Source organism: Flavobacterium sp. TS_SC_5 (assembly GCF_056156265.1).
On the sequence record NZ_CM149588.1, the window covers coordinates 442,182 to 462,363 of the forward strand.

Annotated in this window: 16 protein-coding genes and 1 tRNA gene; 10 read left to right on the forward strand and 7 right to left on the reverse strand. The window is 34.5% G+C overall.

What is annotated here, in order from left to right:
• Positions 1-85 precede the first annotated feature (85 nt).
• A complete protein-coding gene (locus AC0J6S_RS01995) occupies positions 86-2,197 on the forward strand; it encodes a T9SS type B sorting domain-containing protein (protein WP_474955201.1) in 2,112 nt (703 codons plus the stop codon).
• 17 nt (positions 2,198-2,214) lie between these two features.
• On the opposite strand, the gene folK is transcribed toward AC0J6S_RS01995, so the two are convergent.
• Entirely contained in the window at positions 2,215-3,351 is a 1,137-nt protein-coding gene (gene folK / locus AC0J6S_RS02000) for a 2-amino-4-hydroxy-6-hydroxymethyldihydropteridine diphosphokinase (RefSeq protein WP_474955202.1), read from the reverse strand.
• Between the two features lie 138 nt (positions 3,352-3,489).
• On the opposite strand from folK, the gene sppA reads away from it, so the two are divergent.
• Positions 3,490-5,250 (forward strand): signal peptide peptidase SppA, encoded by a 1,761-nt coding sequence (gene sppA / locus AC0J6S_RS02005; protein ID WP_474955203.1) that lies wholly within the window; start codon positions 3,490-3,492, stop codon positions 5,248-5,250.
• Between the two features lie 187 nt (positions 5,251-5,437).
• Positions 5,438-8,050 (forward strand): AsmA family protein, encoded by a 2,613-nt coding sequence (locus AC0J6S_RS02010; RefSeq protein WP_474955204.1) that lies wholly within the window; start codon positions 5,438-5,440, stop codon positions 8,048-8,050.
• A 187-nt stretch (positions 8,051-8,237) separates the two neighbouring features.
• Here the strand turns inward: AC0J6S_RS02010 and AC0J6S_RS02015 are convergent, their stop codons facing one another.
• Entirely contained in the window at positions 8,238-9,032 is a 795-nt protein-coding gene (locus AC0J6S_RS02015) for a DUF2797 domain-containing protein (protein ID WP_474955205.1), read from the reverse strand.
• 95 nt (positions 9,033-9,127) lie between these two features.
• Here AC0J6S_RS02015 and AC0J6S_RS02020 point away from each other — a divergent pair, with 95 nt between their 5' ends.
• Positions 9,128-10,651, forward strand: a complete 1,524-nt coding sequence (locus AC0J6S_RS02020) for a GH3 auxin-responsive promoter family protein (protein WP_474955206.1) — start codon at positions 9,128-9,130, stop codon at positions 10,649-10,651.
• Between the two features lie 14 nt (positions 10,652-10,665).
• Positions 10,666-10,815, forward strand: a complete 150-nt coding sequence (locus AC0J6S_RS02025) for a hypothetical protein (RefSeq protein ID WP_474955207.1) — start codon at positions 10,666-10,668, stop codon at positions 10,813-10,815.
• A gap of 59 nt (positions 10,816-10,874) precedes the next feature.
• Here the strand turns inward: AC0J6S_RS02025 and serB are convergent, their stop codons facing one another.
• The 4 genes from serB to AC0J6S_RS02045 form a co-directional block, all read right to left on the reverse strand.
• On the reverse strand, positions 10,875-12,113 hold the full coding sequence (gene serB, locus AC0J6S_RS02030) for a phosphoserine phosphatase SerB (RefSeq protein ID WP_474955208.1): 1,239 nt from the start codon (positions 12,111-12,113) through the stop codon (positions 10,875-10,877).
• Positions 12,114-12,275: 162 nt separating this feature from the next.
• The gene (gene clpX, locus AC0J6S_RS02035) at positions 12,276-13,508 is read right to left on the reverse strand and encodes an ATP-dependent Clp protease ATP-binding subunit ClpX (RefSeq protein ID WP_131908394.1); all 1,233 of its coding nucleotides are present in this window, start codon (positions 13,506-13,508) and stop codon (positions 12,276-12,278) included.
• A gap of 86 nt (positions 13,509-13,594) precedes the next feature.
• A complete protein-coding gene (gene clpP / locus AC0J6S_RS02040; protein ID WP_073351820.1) occupies positions 13,595-14,269 on the reverse strand; it encodes an ATP-dependent Clp endopeptidase proteolytic subunit ClpP in 675 nt (224 codons plus the stop codon).
• A 391-nt stretch (positions 14,270-14,660) separates the two neighbouring features.
• Positions 14,661-15,986 (reverse strand): trigger factor, encoded by a 1,326-nt coding sequence (locus tag AC0J6S_RS02045; protein ID WP_474955209.1) that lies wholly within the window; start codon positions 15,984-15,986, stop codon positions 14,661-14,663.
• Positions 15,987-16,438: 452 nt separating this feature from the next.
• On the opposite strand from AC0J6S_RS02045, the gene AC0J6S_RS02050 reads away from it, so the two are divergent.
• The 3 genes from AC0J6S_RS02050 to AC0J6S_RS02060 all read left to right on the forward strand — a co-directional run bounded on the left by AC0J6S_RS02050 (position 16,439) and on the right by AC0J6S_RS02060 (position 18,584).
• On the forward strand, positions 16,439-17,461 hold the full coding sequence (locus AC0J6S_RS02050) for a DUF6414 family protein (RefSeq protein ID WP_474955210.1): 1,023 nt from the start codon (positions 16,439-16,441) through the stop codon (positions 17,459-17,461).
• Between the two features lie 78 nt (positions 17,462-17,539).
• Entirely contained in the window at positions 17,540-17,800 is a 261-nt protein-coding gene (locus AC0J6S_RS02055) for a hypothetical protein (protein WP_474955211.1), read from the forward strand.
• Between the two features lie 61 nt (positions 17,801-17,861).
• Positions 17,862-18,584 carry a hypothetical protein gene (locus AC0J6S_RS02060; RefSeq protein ID WP_474955212.1) on the forward strand — a complete coding sequence of 241 codons (723 nt, stop codon included), beginning with the start codon at positions 17,862-17,864 and terminating at the stop codon, positions 18,582-18,584.
• A gap of 249 nt (positions 18,585-18,833) precedes the next feature.
• Here the strand turns inward: AC0J6S_RS02060 and AC0J6S_RS02065 are convergent.
• Positions 18,834-18,905 (reverse strand) — tRNA-Glu (locus AC0J6S_RS02065).
• A gap of 280 nt (positions 18,906-19,185) precedes the next feature.
• Here AC0J6S_RS02065 and AC0J6S_RS02070 point away from each other — a divergent pair.
• Positions 19,186-19,557 carry a hypothetical protein gene (locus AC0J6S_RS02070; protein WP_474955213.1) on the forward strand — a complete coding sequence of 124 codons (372 nt, stop codon included), beginning with the start codon at positions 19,186-19,188 and terminating at the stop codon, positions 19,555-19,557.
• A 76-nt stretch (positions 19,558-19,633) separates the two neighbouring features.
• Positions 19,634-19,813, forward strand: a complete 180-nt coding sequence (locus tag AC0J6S_RS02075; RefSeq protein WP_474955214.1) for a hypothetical protein — start codon at positions 19,634-19,636, stop codon at positions 19,811-19,813.
• Positions 19,814-20,182 lie beyond the last annotated feature (369 nt).

A 20,182-nucleotide genomic window follows, 5' to 3' on the forward strand; every position in this document is an offset into this window, starting at 1 on the left:
AAAAAAAATAGGAACAGCAATATCGTATCATATGAGGATTTATACTTTCTTAAAAATAACAATAGCTTTTTTATTATTTACACCAATGGCTAACTATTCAGCCAGTCCCATTTGTAATCTAAAAAAAGACAGCGCTGTGATTTCTAAAAAAGTAATAAAATCAACTATTACAGCTATTGCCCCCAGAATTACAGCAACAGGAACTCAAATTTACTGTACGGGAACTCCATTAAAAATAGTGACCGATGTAACCATAACTGGCTCTGATGCCAGTGACATTGCAACTGACGCAATTTATATTCAAATTTCTACAGGATATGTAAACGGACAGGATGTAATCCAATTATCCAATCCCGCACTCCATCCAAATATTATCACTGAATGGAGTCCTCTTGAAGGAAAACTAAAATTATCCAGTGTTACGCCACCCGCAAAAGTACTTTATACTGACTTTGTAAATGCTATCAAAGATGTTGTTTTTAGCAATTCCTCTACAACTCCTTCTGGTAGTAGGACTTTTTCTATCACTCTTGGAGCTGCCAATTATCTACCTAGAAACGGTCACTATTATGAATATTTCCCCAACATAGGCATTAGTTGGACAGCCGCAAAAGCAGCAGCGGAACAGAAAAATTATTTTGGAATTCAAGGATATTTAGCGACAATCACCGCAGCTGACGAAGCAAAAATAGCAGGAGAACAAGCTTTAGGAAATGGTTGGATTGGCGGTAGTGATGCGGAAACGGAAGGCATTTGGAAATGGATGACAGGTCCAGAAAACGGAACTGTTTTTTGGAATGGAGGAATCAATGGCTCAACGGCTCCTAACCAATTCGCTTTTTGGAATAATGGCGAACCAAATAATAGTAATGGAAATGAGCATTATGTACACGTTAAAGCGCTTGATGTTCCTGGAACTCCTGGATCGTGGAACGATTTACAATTAAATGGTGATGCAAGCGGAAATTACCAATCAAAGGGATATATAGTAGAATACGGTGGTATGCCTAACGATCCAATTCTTGAAATTTCTGCTAGCACCACGATAACAATTCCTCAAGTTACGGCTACCACACCAGCTTCAAATTGCGGATCAGGAACTGTGACATTGCAAGCAATAGCATCCGGCGGAACGATTAATTGGTATGATGCGGCAAGCTTTGGGAATTTATTACACACGGGTAATACATATACTACCCCATTTTTAAATACAACAACAACCTATTATTTAGAAGCAGGATGTTCCAATAACAGAACAGCCATCACGGCAACAATAAACACTATTCCTAACATAACATCAACCAACAATCTAGTTTCAAGATGTGGAGCAGGCTCTGTTACAGTTCAAGCAACTACCACCAATGGAACAGTTAATTGGTATTCGAGCTTAACTAGCACTGCTGTCATAGGAACTGGAACAAGTCTGACTGTTCCCAACAGCACACAAAATACGACTTATTATGCCGAAGCCATAAATAACGGTTGTACAAACGGAAATCGGATTCCTGTTGATATCATAATTTACGATCTTCCGGTAGTTACGGACGAAGAACTAATTCTTTGTAAATCAGGTAGTTTAATCCTTGATGCAGCAATCCCTGCTATGACGTATTCATGGTCAACCGGCGAAACCACGAAAACAATTCAGGTTACCGCGCCAGGCATTTATAACGTAACCGTAACAAATAGCGCCAATTGCAGCAGTACCAAACAAATCACTGTAATTGAACATGACACCCCAGAAATCGACCGGATTGATGTTAATGAAACCACTGTTGTAATTTATTTAAAAACCCAAAAAAATTACTTCGAATATTCTGTTGACGGGATTAACTATCAAAGTTCGAATGTGTTTTTCGATGTGGCAAGCGGCTTGCAAACAGCTTATGCGAGAGAAATAAATTCATGCGGAATTGACAGTGAAGCTTTTATAGTATTGATTGCTCCAAAATTTTTCACCCCAAACAACGACTCTTATAATGACCTATGGGAAATAAAAGGATTGATCAATTATCCTGAAGCTGAAGTGAACATCTTTGATCGGTATGGTAAATTAATCACGAAACTAAACGCAGCTAAGCCATCGTGGGACGGAACTTTCAATAAAAATCTACTTCCCGCAACTGATTATTGGTATGTATTAAAAATTGATGCGGGAAGTCCTGAAAAAAGAGGACACTTTTCATTAAAAAGATAAGAATTTGAATTACTGAGTTATCTTGATATTTTTTGTTGAATTTCACCTAAAATATACAGGTAATCTTCTTGATTTTTTACAAAATCCCGATCCGAAACATCTATAATCAACACATTCAAATCAGTTTGAGATTTGATATAATCAATATAACCGCTATTGATTTTGTCCAAATATTCGGCTGGGATTTTTTGCTCGTAACTTCTGCCGCGTTTCTTAATATTTTGCAGCAGCCTTTCTGAATTTTGGTACAAATAAATGTACAGATCCGGTTTTGGCATTTCTCTGTAAATGATATCAAAGAGATTTCGATACAAACGATATTCATCTTCTGCCAGTGTTATTTTGGCAAAAATTAAAGACTTAAAAATATGATAATCGGCAACTAGAAAATCTTTGAACAAATCAAACTGCGCTAAATCATCCGACAATTGCTGGTAGCGGTCAGCCAAAAATGACATTTCTAGCGGAAACGCATATCGGTTTTGATCTTTATAAAATTTGGGTAAAAAAGGATTATCGGCAAAGCGCTCCAACACTGTTTTCGCATTGAAATCCTCCGAAATTTTTGTTGCCAAGGTTGTTTTTCCCGCTCCAATATTTCCTTCAAAGGCTACATAATTAAATTGTTCCAGCGGAATATTTTGCAATGGATTAATTAATTCTTGAACTACTGTACAAACACTTTCATCTGGAGACAAAACTAATAATTCCGAAATATTTTTTTGAAGAATGGGATGTTTCCAATCTAAATTCAAATCTTGAATGGGCAGCAAAACAAAATTCCTATTTTGCATCAAAGGATGCGGAATTTGAAGTTTTTCAGTCGCAATAATTTCTGAATCAAAAGCAATCAAATCAATATCAATAGTACGCGATTGGTATTCCTGAGTTTTATTGCGCAAGCGACCCAAACGCTTTTCGATTTTTAAAACCTGAGCCAAAATTTTATGAGCAGAGGAAAAAGTATGCAAAACCAAGGCACAATTATAAAAAGCATCACTTTGAAAACCCCAGGCTGGAGATTCGTATAATTTAGAAACTTTGAGAACTGTACCAATTTCTTGATGTATCAATTTCAAACAATGCTCAATGTTTTCCAAACGATTGCCTTGATTGCTTCCTATCGATAAAATGACTTGATGTTGTGATTTCATAATTGGGTGCAAATTAACTAAAAGAATTTTAGAATTAGCAATATATTTGCATCCTCTGTTGCTATTTAAACATAGAAATTCTAAACCATTGTTTGTAACGTTTCTATGCTTTTTACGACATATTAAAAAAATATAATTATGAGATTTTTAGGGAATGTATTAGCTACCATTATAGGTATTTTTGTTTTTTTCATGTTGTCCTTTTTTGGAATCATCCTCTTAGGAGCTATTTTTGGTGGTGAATCTGAAGGTGTTGTGGTGAAAAATAATTCGGTAATCGAATTGAACTTGGAAGACATAAGAAATGATTATGCCGGAAAATATAAAGATCCTTGGATGACTATTTTTTCAGAAAACAAAAAAGTAGGTTTATCAGACATTATAAATGCTATCGAAGAGGCAAAATCAGATAATGACATCAAAGGAATCTCTATTCTAAACAACAACTCCTCACTGGGAATGGCACAAAGCAAAGCCTTGAGAGATGCTCTGGAAAGCTTTAAAAAATCTGGAAAATTTGTTATGTCTTATGCTAATTCGTATTCTCAAAAAGAATATTATTTAAATTCTGTTGCCAGCCCAATTTATATAAATCCGGTTGGAGAAATGGATTTCAAGGGATTGTCATCTGAAATTATGTTCTTTAAAGATTTTCAGGAAAAATCAGGATTAAAAATGGAGGTAATCCGCCATGGAAAATACAAAAGCGCTGTTGAGCCCTTTTTAGAAAATAAAATGAGCGATGCTAATAGAGAGCAAACTACTGCATTATTAAATTCTGTTTGGAATTCAATTACTGCTGACATTGCAAAAAGTAGAAATATATCAGTGGCAAAATTGAATGAAATTGCCAACGGACTTCTTGCTCGAACTCCAGAAATGGCAAAATCACAAAAATTAGTCGACATTATTGCTTATGAAGATGTGTATCATAACGCGATAAAAAAAGCACTTAAAGTGGCAAATGACGAAGATTATAACAAAGTATCTGTTGAAGATTACGCTCAAAAAGTAGCTACCACATCACAAACTTTTGACAGCAAAGACGAAATCGCCATTATTTATGCACAAGGAGAAATTCTAGGAGGTGAAGGCGATGTAAATGTGATTGGTGAAGGTTCGATGCGTCGCTCGTTACAAGAAGCAAGAAAAAACAAAAATGTAAAAGCAATTGTACTTCGTGTGGATAGCCCAGGAGGAAGTGCTTTGACCTCAGATTTAATTTGGAGAGAAATTGAGTTGACAAAGAAAGTTAAACCGATCGTAGTTTCTATGGGGAATTATGCAGCTTCTGGCGGATATTATATTGCTTGTAATGCCAACACCATTTTTGCCGAAGAAAATACAATCACCGGTTCTATTGGTGTTTTTGGAATATTACCAAACTTTACACCACTAGCTACTAAAATAGGAATCCATACAGAACAAGTAAAGACTCATGAAAACTCCGCTGATTACAGCCCTTTTGTTCCCATAGATGAAAAATTCAAAGCTGTCACGTTAGAAGGTGTAGAACACATCTACAAAACATTTGTTGCTCATGTTGCTCAGGGTCGAAAAATGACATTTGCACAAGTAGACGCTATCGCTCAAGGAAGAGTTTGGACCGGTTCAGAGGCTTTGAAAATTGGACTTGTAGACAAAATTGGAGGCTTAGATGATGCAATTGCAAAAGCAGCTTCTTTGGCAAAAACAAAAAGTTACAGCACCAAAAACTATCCGGAATATGAGAAGAATTTTGATGATCTTTTAGCTAATCTTCCTTTCGCAAAATCAAAAGCTGATTTCATTAAAGAAGAAATTGGTGAAGAAAATTATCGTATGATGCAGGAAATAAAAAAACTGCAAGCACGAAAAGGAATTCAAGCCATTATGCCGTTTGAAATCAATATGCATTAAATAAAAAGATAAGAGCCACTATTAAATCCGTTTTCGCACTTGCTGAAACGGATTTTTTCATCCATTATAGTTAAATTATTGTTTATAAAAACGCCACAAAAAGCACACTGTCCTAAAAATACTATTTTTGTAAAAGAATACAAGGCACCGTTTTTGCTAAACCTATAAATCTAAAGACAATCAAATTATGCTAAAGAAAGTTTTAAAAATCATTGGAATACTTTTTATCCTACTCATCATAACTTTATTTGCCGCGCCTTATTTATTTAAAGATCAAATAAAAGCTAAAATTTCTGAGGCTATCAATGCCAAAGTAGATGCCAGAGTTTCTTTTGCAGAAGCGGATTTAAGCTTATTCAAAAATTTTCCAAATGCGAATGTAACATTAGAAAAATTAGTCATTATTAACAAAGCGCCTTTTGAAGGAGACACATTGATTTCACTAGGAGAATTGAATTTAAAAATGTCTATCAAGGAACTTTTTAAAGGCAAAAACGAAGCAATCGCTATTGATGGAATCACTTCTAAAAACGGATTAATCAATATCATATTCAATAAAGACGGAATTGGAAATTATGACATTGCTTTGAAAGAGGAAAAAACCGCAGCCGATGGGAAAAGCAGTCCGTTATCCTTAAAAATCCAAGAGTATAAAATCGAGAATTTCAAGTTTCGTTATTTTGACGAAAGTTCAAAAATAAAAATGGTAATTGACAGTTTAAACCACGAAGGAACAGGCGATTTTGCATCTCAAAAATTAGATTTGGCTACCAAATCAACGGCAAAAGTATCGCTGGATATGGATAAAGTCAATTATATGAATAATGTTGCCTTGACTCTGGATGCAGTTTTAGGAATTGATTTAGACAAAAGTAAATACACGTTCAAAGAAAACAAGGCACTGATCAATCAATTGCCGTTAGAATTTGACGGTTTTATTCAAATGGTCGAAGCTGGACAGGAATACGATTTGAAATTTAAAACCCCAACTTCTTCTTTCAAAAATTTCTTAGGAATTATCCCTGCAGCTTATGCCGCGAGTTTAGACAACGTGAAAACAACTGGAGATTTTACTGTGACTGGTTTTGCTAAAGGTTTGTATACTGATACAACTGTACCAAAATTTAATATTGAAATTGCTTCAAATAATGCCTCCTTTAAATATCCTAATTTACCGAAATCAGTTCAAAATATCGTTATTGACACTAAAATCATCAACGAAACAGGGATTCTAAATGACACTTATGTGAACTTGGATAAACTCTCTTTTAAAATAGATCAGGATGTTTTTAATGCCAAAGCCAACATTAGAAACATAACACAAAATGCGATTGTTGATGCCGCTTTAAAAGGAACTATCAATTTATCCAACCTTTCGAAAGCGTATCCAATAAAGTTGGACAAGCCACTATCCGGGATTTTAAAGGCAGATGTGACTACAAAATTTGATATGCAATCTGTAGAGAAAAGTCAGTATCAAAACATCAATAATGCCGGAACCATGAGTTTATCTGGTTTCAACTATGTAGATAAGAACGGAAAAACAATGAACATCAGCAATGCGTTGGTTCAGTTTAATCCTAGTCAAGTCAACTTGAAAGAGCTGAACGCAACGACAGGAAAAAGCGATATTAGTGTGACGGGAATTTTAGAGAATTTTTACGGGTTTATATTTAGAAATCAAGAATTGAAAGGAAATTTCAGCATGAATTCTAAACAATTAGCCGTTGATGATTTTATGACAACCGGTGAGACTACTAAAACTTCAACAAAAAAAGCGGAAGCAATGAAGATACCTGCTTTCTTAAATTGTTCGCTAACCGCAAAAGCAACTACGGTTTTATACGACAATTTGACTCTGAAAGATGTTTCGGGTAAACTGATTGTGAAAGATGAAAAAGTGACTTTAGAAAATGTAAAAACATCTATTTTTGGAGGAACAATTGGCGTGAATGGAGCTGTTTCCACAAAAGGAAAAACACCAGTCTTCAATATGGATTTAAAATTAAATCAAGTCGATATTGCGCAATCGTTTACCCAACTGGATATGTTGAAAAAAATTGCACCCATTGCCGGAATCATAAACGGAAAATTAAATTCAACCATCAAATTGAACGGAAACCTTGACGCAACAGAATTTACTCCTGACTTGAAAACGCTGACTGGAGATTTATTAGGACAACTGCTTTCTACGACTGTAAACTCCAGTAATTCGACTTTACTGACCGCTTTAGGTGCTAACTTGAAATTTATTGATGTGAGTAAAATCAATTTGAATGATTTGAAAGCAGCAATTACATTCAAAGATGGAAAAGTAAATGTAAAACCATTTGACATCAAGTACAAAGATATCAAAGCAACTATTGGAGGAACGCACGGTTTTGACCAAAGCATGAATTACAATCTGAAGTTTGATGTTCCTGCTAAATATCTAGGTTCAGAGGCAAATGCATTGATAGCAAAATTATCTGCTGCTGATGCGGCGAAATTAGAAAGCTTTCCGATAAATGCTGTATTAATGGGTAATTTTACAAATCCAAAAATCACAACCGACATTAACAGTGCGGTAACAAAATTGACTACTCAGTTAGTAAACCAACAAAAAGACAGGCTTGTAAAACAGGGAACTTCGGCTTTGACGGATTATATTAATAAAAACAAAAAACCAACTGATACTACAAAAACAGCCACTCCTGCTGTGCCAGCAACTAAGGAGGAAGTAAAAGCGAAAGCTGCCGATTTGCTCAACGGTTTATTTAAAAAGAAAAAGAAAGCAGTAGATACTACAAAAGTAAATTAAGACCGCTTCATGAAACAAAAAAGAGGAATTTCACCAAGTGAGATTCCTCTTTTTTATTGAATTTTATACTTGAATCTAAACAACAAAACTATTTGCTTCTGAGATTTTACCATTAAGGAATTAAGAAAAATTAAGCTCTAAATCTTAATGAAACTTAATTTATTAATGGTTAAAAAACCTGTGTTTCTTATACATTAATCGTCACTACATATCCTTCGGAACCACGAATATTAAAAACTGTTCCATCTTCAAAAAGTAAATACTGCCCTTTTATTCCGGTAAGCTTCCCCTGAAACTGTGGTGTTTTATCTAAACTCAAACTATTGACCTTACTTGGATACTGTAAAACGGGGAAATGCATCTCATACAAATCATTTTTTTGCGAATAAAAATATTCCTGAACTTGGGCTGGAATAAGATTCTCTACTTTCAATCGTTCAGCAATCAAGTCAATTTGCTCCACATTATTAGTCAGCATTTTTCTCCAATTGGTTTTATCGGCATAATGATTTTTTAGCGCTACCTCTGTAATTCCTGCTAAATAGCGATTTGGAACTTCCACAATCGAAATGGCTTGGGTTGCACCTTGATCAATCCATCGGGTTGGCATTTGCGTTTTTCTAGTCACTCCTACTTTTACTTCGCTCGATAACGCCAAATACACAATATGTGGTTGTAATTGTACTTTTTCTTCATACGCCAAATCACGATCCTGAATCCCAAGATGCGCAGTACTCAACTCCGGTTTCATAATCCAATCGCCCACAGCAGCACTGGAATAAAAACAATCATAACAAAATCCCTGACGGAAAATTTTTTTCTTCTTGCCACAATTCAAACATTGATACCCCACAAAATTGATTTCCAGTTCTTTATTCAGCAACTGATTCACATTCAAAAAACTATCCTCGAAAACTAAGTAATATTGAATTGGGTTTCCAAATTCGGTTTGCATTTTGGTAAGTACACCTTCGTAAGTCATTCTATTTAAAGTTTCAGGTTTAACACATCAAGTTAAACAAATTTTGTTATTTTTGGTAAAGTTATAACTCGTAATTCATAATTCATAATTTAAAAATGCCACTAACCATAATCAATTCGTTTGCATCTTGGGTTCTCAAACAAAGAATTCATCAGATCGAACTCTTCCTAAAATATCCAAATGAGGTTCAGGAAGAATTGCTTATGAATTTAATTCAGTCATCAAAAAATACTGCATTAGGCAAGCAATACGAATTTGCTACAATAAAATCCTATGCGAATTTTGCAGAGCGAGTTCCTATTTCGACCTACGAAGAGTTACAGCCGCTGATTGAAAGAACCCGAAAAGGTGAACAAAATGTTTTTTGGGAAACACCTATAAAATGGTTTGCCAAATCAAGTGGTACAACCAATGCAAAAAGTAAATTTATTCCTGTAAGTAATGAAGCTTTAGAAGATTGTCATTATAAAGGCAGTAAGGATTTACTGTGTATGTATTTAAACAACAACGAAGATTCCGAACTGTTTCTGGGAAAAAGCTTGCGTCTTGGCGGAAGTTCCCAAATTTATGAGGACAACAATACGTTCTTTGGTGATTTATCCGCCATATTAATCGAAAATATGCCTATTTGGGCGGAGTTCAGCAGCACGCCAAGCAACAAAACTTCCTTGATGAGTGAATGGGAAACTAAAATTGCAGCGATTATAAACGAAACAAAAAACGAAAATGTAACCAGTTTCGCTGGAGTTCCTTCATGGATGTTAGTTTTAATGAATAAAATGCTGGAAGAAACCGGTAAAGGAAATTTATTTGAACTTTGGCCAAATTTAGAAGTGTACTTTCATGGTGGCGTAAATTTTGAACCGTACCGAGAACAATACAAAAAAATACTCCCTAAAAAAGATTTTCAATATTACGAAATATACAATGCTTCTGAAGGTTTTTTTGCCATTCAAGATTTAAATAATTCCAGTGATTTATTATTAATGTTAGATTACGGAATTTTTTACGAATTCATTCCAATGGATAATTTTGGGACACCAGATCAAAAAATTATTCGATTAGCAGATGTAGAATTGTTCAAAAATTATGCTTTGGTAATCACAACTAATTCTGGTTTGTGGCGCTATTTGATTGGCGACACCGTACGTTTTACGTCATTGAATCCGTACCGCATTCGAGTTACGGGAAGAACCAAGCATCACATTAATGTTTTTGGGGAAGAATTGATGGTCGAAAATACCGATCAGGCTATAGCCAAAGCGTGTAAACTAACCCAAACCGAAGTGGTTGATTACACGGTTGCGCCTATATTTATGGAAGGCAAAGAAAAAGGCGCTCATGAATGGATGATTGAATTTAAAAACCCTCCTGCTGATGTATCACAATTCCAGAAAGCATTAGATGAATCCATACAATCCTTAAACTCGGATTACGAAGCGAAACGTTACAACAACATGACCTTAAATCCGTTAGTAATCAATGTAGCTCGGAAAAATTTGTTTTACGATTGGTTAAAAGACCGAGATAAATTGGGTGGACAACATAAAATTCCAAGATTATCCAACCAAAGAGATTATCTAGAACAACTGAAAAGCATGCAGTTTCAAACTGTGTAAAAATAATTAAAAAGATGAAAAACACCTTCTACATCTTGATTGCACTTTTTTTATTGAGTTCCTGCGGACCGCACAGAATGAGTTGTGGTGCCCGAGGAATTTGTAAATCTCCCGAAAAACAAACACAGGAAAAACCTGAAAAAGTGTTTACCGTTAAAGCATAAAAAAGGCTGTGCAAAAACGAATATGGTACAACCCTTTTTATTTTTTATAATTATATAATTTATTCCTCCTCCATCATATCAATATGCCTGTCGTGGTATCCTAACAGGTATAAAACACCATCGAGACCCAAACTGGAGATAGAACTTTCTGCTTTTTCTTTTACCGTAGGTTTGGCATGAAAAGCAATTCCTAATCCTGCTAAATTCAACATCGGCAAATCATTGGCGCCATCACCCACTGCAATAGTTTGGTTGATGTGAATGCCTTCCTTATCAGCAATGGCTTGAAGATATTCTGCTTTCTTTTTACCATCTACAATTTCACCAAGATAATTACCAGTCAATTTTCCGTCTTTGATTTCCAATTCGTTGGCATGAACATAATCAATCCCTAATTCTTTTTGCAAGTATTTTCCAAAAAAGGTAAAACCTCCGGACAAAATCGCGGTTTTATATCCGTAATATTTCAAGGCCTTCATCAATCGATGCGCTCCTTTGGTTATTGGTAGATTTTCAGCAACAGTTTGCAGTACCTCTTCGCTCAACCCTTCTAACAAAGCCATGCGTTGCTTGAAGCTTTCGCTAAAGTCAATTTCGCCATTCATCGCTGCTTCTGTGATAGCTCGTACTTGCTCACCCACTCCAGCCAATTCAGCCAGTTCATCAATCACTTCTGTTTGAATCAAGGTCGAATCCATATCAAAACATACTAAGCGACGGTTTCTTCGGTACATATTGTCTTCCTGAAACGAAATATCCACATCCAATGTTCTGGAAATTTCCATAAAACTCGCCGTCATGAATGTTTTATCCACAATCGTTCCCGTAACAGACAATTGAATGCAAGAACGCGGAAATTCATCTTTCTCCAAAATAGAAACCCTGCCGGTTAATCTTTTGATTGCGTCAATATTCAAATTTTGGTTGGATAGTATTTTGGTTACCGCTGCCAGTTGTACAGCAGTTAATGTCTCTCCCAAAACATTTATGGTGTAGCGTTGTTTGCGTTGTCCTTTTACCCATATTTCGTAATCCGCAATAGAAATCGGTATGAACTTTACCTTCACACCCAATTCATAGGCTTTAAACAATAAATCTTTCAGAACCGGAGCGGAAGAAGAACCCGCTTTTATTTCAAATAAAATACCTAAAGAGAGTGTATCATGAATATCTGCTTGGCCAATATCCAGAATAATGGCATCATAATTCGCCAAGATGGATGTCAAACCAGCGGTTACTCCGGGTTTGTCCTGACCTGAAACTTTTAGTAAAATTACTTCTATTTCGTCTGTTTGCATGCTATGTTTATTTGATTTAGAATGGACAAAAATCGACAATCTGACGTTGATAAAAAAAAATATTGCTCCTTTTTTCAAACAATAACAAATAGTGTAATTTACCCATAAAAAAACCTGTCCAAATGAATGAACAGGTTTGTATTTTTAAGAAAAATGCATTTTTTACGATGCAATCTCCAAACGTTTCAATAAATTTTTATTCAACGTTTCTTTTGCATAATCCACGTCAATTTCTAAGATTTTGTCTTCAGAACTTGGTAATTCGTACATCGCATCGGTTAAGATAGCTTCACATAAAGAACGCAATCCGCGAGCACCTAATTTATATTCTAACGCTTTATCCACAATAAAATCCAGAGCTTCATCTGTAATGGTAAAAGTTACTTCATCCATCAAAAACAATTTCTCGTATTGTTTGATTAACGCATTTTTAGGCTGTGTCAAAATCGCACGCAACGTTTCTCTGTCTAAAGGATCCATGTGTGTCAAAACTGGCAATCGACCAATAATTTCCGGAATCAATCCAAAATCTTTGATGTCTTTTGGGATAATGTATTGCAACAAATTGTCTTTGTCAATATTATCCACATTTTTAGATGTCGAATACCCTACGGCCTGACGGTTCAATCGCTTCGAAATAATTCTTTCGATTCCATCAAAAGCACCACCGGCAATAAACAAAATATTCTGAGTATTTACCTCAACAAATTTTTGGTCTGGGTGCTTACGTCCTCCTTTTGGTGGCACATTTACAACCGTTCCTTCCAATAATTTCAATAATGCTTGTTGTACACCTTCACCTGAAACGTCACGCGTAATAGACGGATTGTCACTTTTACGTGCAATTTTATCTATTTCGTCAATGAATACAATTCCGCGTTCTGCTTTGGCAACATCATAATCGGCAGCTTGCAACAGACGTGTCAAAATACTTTCGACATCTTCCCCAACATAACCTGCTTCAGTAAGAACGGTTGCATCAACAATAGCTAAAGGGACATCCAACATTTTTGCAATGGTTTTAGCCACCAATGTTTTTCCTGTTCCTGTTTGTCCCACCATGATGATGTTACTTTTTTCAATCTCTACCTCATCGTCTAATTGCTGTTGCATCAAACGTTTGTAGTGATTGTAAACCGCAACCGACATTACTTTTTTAGTTTGGTCCTGTCCAATTACATATTGATCCAAGAACGCTCTGATTTCTTTTGGTTTTTTCAAAATCAAATCTCCAACCAGTTTGGAACTTCCGCTGGATTTTAATTCTTCTAAAACAATTCCGTGTGCTTGTTCGATACATTTATCACAAATATGTGCATTGATACCAGCAATCAACAATTGAGTTTCTGGCTTTTTTCTTCCACAAAACGAACACTCTAATACTACTTTTGCCATTCTTTTTTTGTTTAAAGTTTAAAAAGTTTAAAGTTCAAAGTTCCCGCAGCAACCTTAAACTTTAAACCTTAAACTTGTAACTATTTTTATCCTCTTATTAAAACCTCATCAATCATTCCGTATGCTTTTGCTTCTTCAGCAATCATCCAATAATCACGTTCGCTATCAGTATGAACCTTATCAAAAGTTTGTCCGGAGTGGTGAGAGATAATTTTGTATAATTCATCTTTCAGTTTCAACATTTCACGTAAGTTGATTTCCATATCAGTAGCAACACCTTGTGCTCCACCTGATGGTTGGTGAATCATTACACGAGAATGTGGCAAAGCCGAACGTTTTCCTGCAGCTCCTGCACACAACAGCACCGCTCCCATAGAAGCTGCCATTCCTGTACAAATAGTGGCTACATCTGGTTTGATGTATTGCATTGTGTCATAAATCCCCAATCCTGCGTAAACGCTTCCTCCTGGAGAATTCAAATAAATCTGAATATCCTTAGAAGCATCGGCGCTTTCAAGGAACAATAACTGTGCTTGAACGATGTTTGCAATTTGGTCGTCAATTCCTGTTCCCAAGAATATAATTCTGTCCATCATCAATCTGGAGAAAACGTCTAATTGTGAAATATTCAACTGACGTTCTTCGATGATATATGGAGTCATGTTTTTAGGAGTCATTGCGCCTACGATTTTATCGTAATACATAGAGTTTACGCCGTGGTCCTTTGTAGCAAATTTTTTAAATTCTTTACCGTAGTTCATCTTTTTATAAGTTATGAGTTATGAATTATGAGTTATGAATTCTTGACAGAACTTACAACTCTTCTCTTTTTTGTTTAGCCCAGATAGCAGTGAAAAGCTTTTTGAAATCACGTTACATTTTTTCTTGCAGGAAAAGAGCGACCAACGGAAGCTTCTTTTCTTGTTTAGAAAAAAGTAAACGAGATGAAAAAACTTGCAACGAATAGCTGGATTTGCTCCTGAAATCAATTCAGGATAAATTCAAATAAAAGAGCGCCAAAAAATATTTTTTCTGACGCTCAAATATAACTATTTTTTATTGTTTCGTATCTGTAATCAAATCATAAAATTTTAATAATCTCTGGCGCTTGGGGCTTTTGACTTTCGACTTTACGACCGTACAAACTCTTCTTTATTCTCCGTAAGAAGCAGCAATAAATTCTTCGTAAGTCACTTCTTTAGTAGTAGGATTTGCTTTTTCTTTAAACAATTCCAATAATTTCTCAGCAACAACTTGGTCAGAAAGTCTTTTCACTTCGTCTTGGTTAGACAAAACTCTAGCTACAATTCCTTGAACTTCTTCGTCAGTAGGATTTGTTTGCCCGAATTGCGCCATTTGTTGACGGATATTTTTTGTAGTGAATGTTTTTAAATCTTCAAAAGTGATTTTGATATCCGATTGTGCCATTGCTCTACCTTCGATCAATTGAAAACGCAATCCTTTTTCAGAACGTACATATTCTGCTTCAGCTTCCTCAGGAGACAATTTTTTCTCACCAACAGTTTGTAACCATTTTTTAAGGAATTCAACTGGTAAATCAAATTTTGTGCTTTCGATTAAGAACTCAGTTACATCACCTAATAATTTTTGGTCCGCTTGCTGTGCAAATTGAGTTTCAGCATCTTCTTTGATTTTAGCTTTCAATTCTTCAAGTGAAGAAACAGTTCCAGCTCCAAACAATTTATCAAACAATTCTTGGTTCAATTCTGCTAATTCAGCAGTGTTGATTGCTTCAATTGTGAAAACAACATCAACATCTAAACCGTGAACGTCATCATGACTCACTTTCATCACGTCCATCAATTGGTGGTCGTCTTCAAATAAACCTTTAGTATTTACAGTCACTACATCCCCTACTTTTTTACCAATGAACAAGTCAAAAGTCGCTTTGTCTTTGAAAAGATCAGCAGCAATAGTAGTAGCGTTATTAATTCCTTTTTCTTCGTTAGTGAATGTTCCTGTTACATCTGAATCTGCAGCAACAACTTCTTGAGGAATTGCAGTTCCAAATTGTTTTTGGATTCTTTCCACTTGACCGTCGATTAATTTATCGTCAGCAGTAACCACATATTTTACGATGTCGTTTTTAGCTTCTAAGTCTAAAGTGAAGTTAGGAACCAATCCTATTTCATATTCAAAAACCAATTCTTCAGCACTCCAATCAAAGTCTTCGTTTACTTTAGGAAGTGGTGTTCCAAGAAGGTTTAATCTTTCAGATTGTACGAAACGCTCTAGAGCCAAATCAACAACTTTCTGAACTTCTTCTTGTTTGATCCCTTTACCGTATTGTTTTTCAACAAGATCTTTAGGCACCGCTCCTTTTCTAAATCCTTTAACAGTTGCCAAAGGCATTTTTTCGTTTATTCTTTTTGCAACTTGTCCTTTGTAATCCATCTGAACTACAGTCATTACAATTGTCTCAGTTACTGCGTCTGTTGCTACTCTTTTGATATCCATCTTCTTCTTTATTTACATAATAAATTCGGACTGCAAAATTATAAAATTTTTGCAACCCAAACAAGCTTTTTAGTACCGAACCTTCGGGATTGAATTTTAGGCAGTTATTTAGCAAAATCACAGGCCGAAAAAGGAAAATAATTTGGGCCTGACCCTCCGTCTCGTCCCAAAAGACGAGACTACGGGTCGGGCTATACGTTCCCGCTTTTTATCGCCTGCCAAAAAAAGACAGCCCATAAAAGAGCTCCACCGCCATCCTTCACGTGAATTTGTGGTATATGACAATATGAAGTTGCTTTGATAGTTTGTAAGAAAAAATTTTAATATATTTGAAAACAGATAAAACGAAACAAAGTAGCGCAGGGCCAACCAAAATTGGGTTTAAAAGCACTACTTAGTAGCGGGTAAATACAGGCTGTATGCAAGCTTCTCGCAGAACCCCAAAAAAAAACATGATGAAATCAATAAAAGACTTAATTTACTTTGACTACGATAAAGCTAAATCAATAAATAGCCAGTTAAGTGGTGGATTGATTAGTGAAATAACAAGAGCTATTGAAGAAGAAGGTGGTTTAAATTCCGAATTAGGATTTGATTTGAAAATTTTCAAAGGAAGTATTGGTAGTTCAGATAAAGATAAAAAAATTAGAACGGAAAGAATCGAACTTTATCACGAATTACTAAATGAAGTTGAGCAAAAGCTTACCGAAAAGAACGTTCTTAAAGATTTAAACTTATCATTGACAACTTCATTCAATGATTTTTTAGAGAAAGTGCCTAACTATAACTATATTAAAGCGAATGGCTGGAGCTCATTTGAAGATTTTAAACGTTTTAAAGAAATAATGTCAAATTTTAATGAAATTCAAAGACTAATATATGCTTCTGTATTAGAAAATTCTCCAGAAATAGTTTCTCAAAAGAAACAAATTAACGAACTCAGAAGAGGACTTGCAAAAGCAAATAATGTTAAAGAATTAGCAAAATTGAAGACCATTGAAAAACAGTTTGACCAAACTCTAGAACAATTATCCGAAGCTCAACTTCTAGATGAAACTTTTGTAGAGAGAGTTAAAACATTTTTGGACACATTTTCACCAAATAGATTGAATTTTAGATTAGCACCTTTCGATTCTTTTCCAGAATTTCAAATATTATCTAATTTAAAGAGTCAATATTTAGTAAATGGCGACTTTGAAAATGTAATATTCACGTACGGAAGTCGACCAAATATTAAATTATCAGTATTTGGCGTAATTACTTCTTGTCCACGAAAAAAAGATATTCGAGTAGATTTAAATGATGAATTTTTAGGCTATGAAAATGATGAATTAACTGAAGCTGTTGCTTACGATAAAATATTTAGAAATGTATTTTCATCATTTGAAAACTTTGAAAAATTCTTTTTTGTTCCTAGTTTTCCGAAAATAGCCATTAGTCCAATTGCAATTTATAGAGAAGTAATAATTGAATAAAGCCCTCCGCTAGCGCGAGCGTCCGCTCGTGACTTAAACAAAAGCAGGAAAGAACATTAATCTAAAAAATAGGAAACAATGGAAAGTGAATGGATTGCAAATTATGAAGAAACCGAAATCAAAATAACTAATGATTGGTTCAGTGGAGAAAAACTTTATGTAAATAATGAACTGCAAGATGAACAATTAAGTTTTATTACACCTAGTAATATGACCGGAAATTTAATTAACAAGGAAGGAGAAAAGCTGAATATTAAAACAAATATTTCAGGTTTCTTTTCTGTAAGCTGTAGATTATTTATTGACAACCGAAAAGTAGAATTAAAACAAACTAAATAGAAAAAATTGTGGACAGCAGCGGGGAGAAACGCTATCAACAATGTCGTCAAACTTAACATCTATGTACACAATCAATACTAGAAGATCATTAATATTTATACCTATTACTCTATTAATAGTCTATTTTTGTGCTGGAGTTTTTTATAATCCGGCACATATAATTTATATTAAACCTTTTATAATTCCAACTTTTATAATTTATGCCGTATTGAGTAATTTTGAGAAACTTACTCTAAATTATTATTTATACGTTTTTTTCTTTTATCTAAATGAGATATTACTTTTGTTGTGGGAAGATTCAATACCGCTGTACAGAACTGCATTAGTGGCATCCTTCTTTTGTTATTCAGCAATAATAAATTTAGGCTACAATTCAATCAAAACTAAAAAACTTTACACGATACCAAAAGGATTTTCACTTTTTATATTAGTCATAAATTGTGTGTTTTTAGTAGCAATCTTATATGTTTTAATGTCTATTATTGATGATAATTTTCTTAACATCATTTTGATTTTTAATGCAATAGTAGCTGTATTTCTTGGAGTTACAGCAGTTTTATATCTGGGGAAATTTGGAAACAAAAAAGCGTATTATTACTTTTTTGGTGTATTTGCTTTAATTTTTAACGATATTTTTGCCGCTATTGGAACTTATTTTATTGAAGATGTAGTTTTGAACACCTTTGATAGAATCTTGCATTTCACTTCGTTTTATCTAATTTATCGATTCATTATAAATGATAAAAAAAAGGTTGAAAATCTTTCGACAGATTCTCAACCTTAAACTTTATTATCTTTAATTTTATCCACAATTTCAGGATTCAATAAAGTAGCGGTATCTCCAAAATTAGAAAAATACCCAACTACGCAAAGTGTTCTTTCAAAGAATAAATTTATCGTTTAAGCCGCGCAAATGTCTCTAACTTTGCGCCCACAATAATGAACAAACACCGCAAGAACAACAACCAAAACCAATAAAAAAAGCCTCGAAAAATAATTTTCGAGGCTTTTTGAGATAATTGTTTATGAGTTGTAGCCCGTAGCGGAATCGAACCGCTCTTACATGGATGAAAACCATGCGTCCTAACCGATAGACGAACGGGCCTAGTTCTGCATTGAGGGTGCAAAAATAGCACTATTTTTGAGATTCACAAAGCCAAACCCAAAATCCTTCCAATAAAAACAGTCTCAAATGCATTCGTAAATTGTAATCAATTCATAGCTAGTACCTACGAATAATACGATTGTTCTTTCAACAAGCTGATTTTTCAAAGAACAAATCTAAAACCTAATTATAAGGTGCCGTTTTTGAAAATAAAGAATAAAAAAAATCCTTAATTTACAGTTACTTTTGTACTTTTGAAGTTATAATTCAATCAAAATAGATGACAAAATATTTAAAATATCTCCTTTCTCTCTTTCTGGCTTTTGGCTTGATGGTGAATGATGGTGCTTTAGATGTTCCATCAAATTCAGCAGATTATTATCAATTCTCGAACGTAATTCTTAGAAGAGAATTAAACTATAAGGGTTCTAAATTATATGTGTTCCATCAGCTAAATTCGGCTGAAAAAACGGCATTCCCATTTCAGTTAGCCTTCCTACAATTTCAAGATAGTTACAGTCTTCAAATTCCGGTTCTTCTAAAATTACAAACACTACTTTATCAAGAAGTAAGCTCATTTGCAATGCAACACATCTTCATAAACGAGATGATTACTTCCCGAAATTCCTATACAAGTTTATACACGGCCTAGAAATTTCTTTCTACGCATTTATGCAATTCCCTGCATAAGGATGATACCAAATGTCTAATCATTTATCATTTACAAAATGTATAAACACAAAACTAAAACCCGTTTAGAGGAATCTAAACGCCCTATTCTTTGGGCAAAAAGAAAAATCATGCTGATCATTACTGCCTTTATGATTGGAATGTCAAACGGAATGAATGTGGGAGACCATACGATTCACGGAAATCAAAATCACACGGAACAACATAAAAAAGATTGATTTAATTGTGTCTTACTATTATACAATAGTAAGACACATTAAAAAATTTAGGATAACTTTTCCAGTTCCTACACCCACACTTTCAACCAAATCAATAGGTTATTTTATATTTTTAAATTGAAAATCTCCCGTTCAAAATCATTTTTTTCCTCTGTACTTATGAGCTGCTGCCAACAATAAAAGTCCTAACACTATTATTGAAAACCACCAAAAAATATGTATCCCCATAAACATGTAGGATTCCATGTGTATTTCTCCATTATCATTATTCAACATAATTTTCTATTTTAAATGTTCTGGGTATCTTAAGAATCCACAGGATGATTTATAATTTGCATCGAAATCAGTACTTCACGAGATAAACGTTTC